Raw genomic sequence first — 4,349 nt, forward strand, 5'->3', positions numbered from 1 at the left:
GCCCGCGTGATGCTCATCCGGGCAGGTCTGACCCCGGCTGGCGCCGATCGCGTAAGACCCGACTGTCCGCCGGACAGCCAGGCAGCGTGAGCCAGGAAACCCGCCACTTCAGGCAGGGGAGCAGTCCACCATCTGCATCTCGACATGGTGGCCGCCGTCCCTGGACGGGTGGACGTCCTCAGGATGGGGTGGTTGTCGGGGTGCCGTGCCAGCTGGTCCACAGGGCCGCGTACGAGCCGCCCTTCGCCACCAGTTCCTCGTGCGACCCCAGCTCGCTGATCCGCCCATCCTCCACAACAGCCACCCGATCGGCATCGTGCGCCGTGTAGAGCCGGTGGGCGATCGCGATCACCGTGCGCCCATCCAGTACGGCGGCCAGCGACCGCTCCAGGTGCCGGGCCGCGCGGGGGTCGATGAGCGAGGTGGCCTCGTCCAGCACCAGGGTGTGCGGGTCGGCGAGCACCAGGCGGGCGAGGGCGAGCTGCTGCGCCTGGGCGGGCGACACCGCCAGGCCGCCGGAGCCCACTTCCGTCTCCAGGCCCGACGGCAGGGCGAGCACCCAGTCCAGCGCGTCCACCGCCTCGAGTGCCTTGCGCACGGCCGCGTCGTCGGCGTCCGGGCGGGCGATCAGCAGGTTGTCGCGCAACGAGCCCTTGAACACGTGATGCTCCTGCGTGACCAGCGCCACGTGGCCCCGGAGCTCGTCCAGCGGCAGGTCCACGAGTGGCACCCCGCCCACGGTCACCCATCCGGTACGCGGACCGTGGATGCCCGCAAGCAGCCGCCCCAACGTGGACTTGCCTGCCCCGGAAGGCCCCACCATGGCCAGCCGTTCCCCTGGCTGAACGGTCAGGGAGACGCCGTGCAGCACGTCGCGGCCCTCGCGGTACGCGTAACGGACATCGGCCGCCTCCAGCGACTCCCCGGAAGGGCGCGAGGAACCGGCCACCCGGTCGTCAGGCACGTTGGACACGCCCAGCAGCCGGGCCATGGAAGCGCCGCCCACCTGCAGCTCGTCGATCCAGCTCAGGAACCTGTCCAGCGGGTCGATCAACTGCTGCGCGTAGAGCGTGGCGGTGGCCACCTGGGAGAGCGAGACCCACCCATTGGTGTAGAACAGGCCGCCGACCAGCAACGTGGCCACCACCGGGATCACGTAGCCCAGCTCGACGGTGGGATACCACACGGTGCGGAGCCCGAGCGTGTACCGCTCGGCCGCGAAGGAGCGGCTGATGTCGGTGTCGGTACGCGATCGGCGGCGGGCCTGGAGCCCGAGCGCCTCCACGGCCCGGGCGCCCTCGACGGTTTCGGCCAATCCTTCGGTCATGTCGGCATAGGCGGCGTTCTCGCGGAGATAGCCGTCCCGTGCCCGTTTCAGGTACCACCGGGTCGAGATCCAGATCACCGGCCCGGCGATCAGCATCGGCAGCATGAGCAGGGGGCTGACCAGCAGCAGCGCGCCGATCGTGATCAGGAAGGTGACCAGGGCGATCAGCGTCTCCGGCACGGCGTGCCGTACGGTCCGGGACAGTGAGTCCACGTCACGGGAGGTACGCGTGATCAGGTCGCCGGACCCGGCCCGCTCAACCGTGGACAACGGCAGCCCGAGCACCCGGTTCACGAACTCCTCCCGGAGCTCGGCCAGCACCTTCTCCCCGAGCCTGGACGAGGCCTGCACCGCGTACCGCACGAGCGCGCCCTGCAGCAGCAGGAAGCCACCGATGGCGGCGGCCACGACGGCGACGTTGACCTTGGCGCCGTACTGGACGTCCTCCACCAGCCCGCCGAGCTGCCACGGCACGACCAGCCCCGCGACGGCCGCCAGCCCGTGCAGGGCGAGCGCGATCGCGAGCTGGCGTGGGTAGCGGAGCGTCAGCCGCCTGGCGTAGGCACGCACCTGTTTCCGGTCGGCGACCGGCAAGATCTCACGAGCCATCTGGTCTCGCCTCTCCCCCGCATGTCAGAAGAGCCGGCCCCCCGCCGGCCGCCCGCTCCACGCCGGCCGCCCGCTCCACGCCGGTCGCCTGCTCTCCGCTGGCCGCCTGCTCTCCGCCGGCCCGGGATCCGCCCCAGTCACACCCACACCGGAGAAACACACCCACGCAGCGCACGGAACCAAGCGCGCCACGCCCAGACGCCAGAGACACGCCCATCCAGCGCACGGAACCGAGCGCGTCGCGCCTACACACCAGAGACCGGCCCATGCACCGCACGGAACCGAGCGCGCCATGCCCACACGCCCGGAACCCGAGCAGGCCGTGCCCACACGTCCGGGACACGAGCGGACCCCGCCCACACCTCCGGGGCACGAGCAGGCCCCGCCCACACGTCCGCAGCATGGGCTCAGCCCTCTTCACGGGTCACGGTCGCGGCGTACTCCAGCGAGTCGTCCAGCAGCTGCCGGTGCGTGCCCTCCGCGAGCACCCGTCCGTCCTCCACGTAAACGACGTGGTCGGTACGGTCGAGCACCAGCGGGCTGGTCGTGCAGACCAGGGTGGTCTTGCCGGCCCTGGCCTTGGCGAGGCGTTCGGCGATGCGGGCCTCGCTGTGGGCGTCGACGGCGCTGGTGGGCTCGACCAGGATGAGCACCTCCGGGTCGGCCAGCAGCGCCCTGACCAGGCGCAGCCGCTGCTGCTGCCCGCCTGAGAACTCCCGCCCGCCCTCGGCCACCACGGAGGAGAGGCCGTCGGGCAGCGCCTCGACGATGTCCTCGGCGCAGGCCGCGTGCAGGGCCTGGCGCAGCTCCTCGTCGGAGGCCTCGCCGCGCACGTCCAGCTCGTCGCGCAGGCGGCCGGAGAAGAGCCGGGCGCTGTTGTCGGCGACCAGGATCCGGGAGCGGACCTCCTCGATGGGCAGCCTGGAGAGCTCGGCCGCCCCGAACATGACGTCGCCGTCGGCGTAACGGCCGAGCCGGTCGGCGATGGCGATGGCGTCCTCGGGCGCGTTCGCGGCGATCGCCGTGAGGCAGCCGGGCTGGAGGGTGACGCCGCTGTAGGAGTCGCGCAGCACGCCGCCCGCGCTGCTCCCGGCGCCGCCGGTGATCTCGGGCTGGATGGACAGGATCCGGATCACGCGCCCGGCCGCCACGTGGCCCTTGGTGAGCCTGTCTGCCATCTCGGTGAGCGTGCGCATGGGCCCGATCAGGAAGACGGCGTAGAGGTAGAAGGCGACGAGCTGCCCCGTGGGGATCTCCCCGGCGACGGCGAACGAGGCGCCGATGCCGGTGACGAGCGCGATGAGCAGGCCGGGCAGCACGATCTGGGCGCCTTCGAGCACCGACTCGACCCCGGCCACGCGTACCCCGGCCTGCCGGACCCGCTGGGACTCGGCGCGGTAGCGCTCGGCGAAGACCTGCTCCCCGCCGATGCCGCGCAGCACGCGGAGCCCGGCCACGATGTCGGCGGCCCTGGTGGACAGGTCGCCGGTCAGCTCGCGCTGCCTGGCCTGCCGCCTGTGCAGGGGCCGGAGCACCGGTCCGACGGCGACGGCCATCAGCGGCACGCCGAACAGGACAAGCAGCCCCAGCGGCAGCGAGGTCGAGATGAGGATCACGGTGACGGTGACGATCGCCACGACGGAGCCGATGCCGCGCAGCAGGATGTCCATGGAGCCGCCGATGTGGGCGATGTCGGAGTTGCCGACGCTGACGACCTCGCCGGTCGAGAGCCGCTTCGGCAACGTGGCGCCCAGCCTGGCGGCCTGCCGGGCGGTCAACTGCACGGTGCGGTACGCGGCGGCCAGCCAGTTGTAGACCGCCATCCGGTGCCGCATGATCCCCGTGAACGCCTGCACCAGCCCCAGCGCGAACAGGATCGACGCCCAGCGCAGCAGCGCCCCGGTGTCCTTGGCGGTGACCGCCTCGATCCCCTTCCCGAGCACGGCCGGCATCAGTGCCTGCACCAGCCACCACAACGTCGCGAAGCCGATGCCCGCGAGAAGGGGCGCGCCCTGCCGCCGCGCGGTCCACCACAGGTAGCGGAGCGGGCTGCGTATGTCGGGCACGCCGGGATCGGCTTCAGGAAGGGAGCGCATGGCCTGACAAGGTTGACAAGGCACCGCACGGCCCGGCAAACCATTTTCCCCGCGTCGGCACCCCTACAGGCACGTGACCTTTACGAAGCTCAGACATACACTCTGTGTAACAGACGGTCACCTTCTGTGATGGAGTGGGGGTATGAGCGCGGAGGACCTCCTGCTGAAGACCGGCCGATTCCTGCGCAGGTCGGTCACCAGCTCCGACCTGCGCACTCTCTACCTGAAAGACATCCCAGGAGTTTTAATGTCAAGCCGTGGCACTCTGGACGTGATGCGACCAAGCGGTCGCTTCGTCGTAGAGCGTGCCGGTTTTG

The 4,349-nt window shown here is 71.2% G+C and carries 2 protein-coding genes; both read right to left on the reverse strand.

The window, feature by feature from the left end; translation table 11 throughout:
* Positions 1-178: 178 nt before the first annotated feature.
* Positions 179-1,936: an ABC transporter ATP-binding protein gene (locus ACIBVN_RS60580; protein ID WP_397151949.1), complete on the reverse strand. Its 1,758-nt coding sequence runs from the start codon at positions 1,934-1,936 to the stop codon at positions 179-181.
* Positions 1,937-2,343: 407 nt separating this feature from the next.
* Positions 2,344-4,032, reverse strand: a complete 1,689-nt coding sequence (locus tag ACIBVN_RS60585; protein WP_397151951.1) for an ABC transporter ATP-binding protein — start codon at positions 4,030-4,032, stop codon at positions 2,344-2,346.
* Positions 4,033-4,349 lie beyond the last annotated feature (317 nt).

Source organism: Nonomuraea sp. NPDC049400, assembly GCF_044466425.1.
GTDB lineage: Bacteria > Actinomycetota > Actinomycetes > Streptosporangiales > Streptosporangiaceae > Nonomuraea.

What these genes read in the sequence shown, in the direction of transcription:
- ACIBVN_RS60580 (WP_397151949.1), bottom strand. Translation starts at nt 1,936, where the DNA reads ATGGCTCGTGAGATCTTGCCGGTCGCCGACCGGAAACAGGTGCGTGCC.
- ACIBVN_RS60585 (WP_397151951.1), bottom strand. Translation starts at nt 4,032, where the DNA reads ATGCGCTCCCTTCCTGAAGCCGATCCCGGCGTGCCCGACATACGCAGC.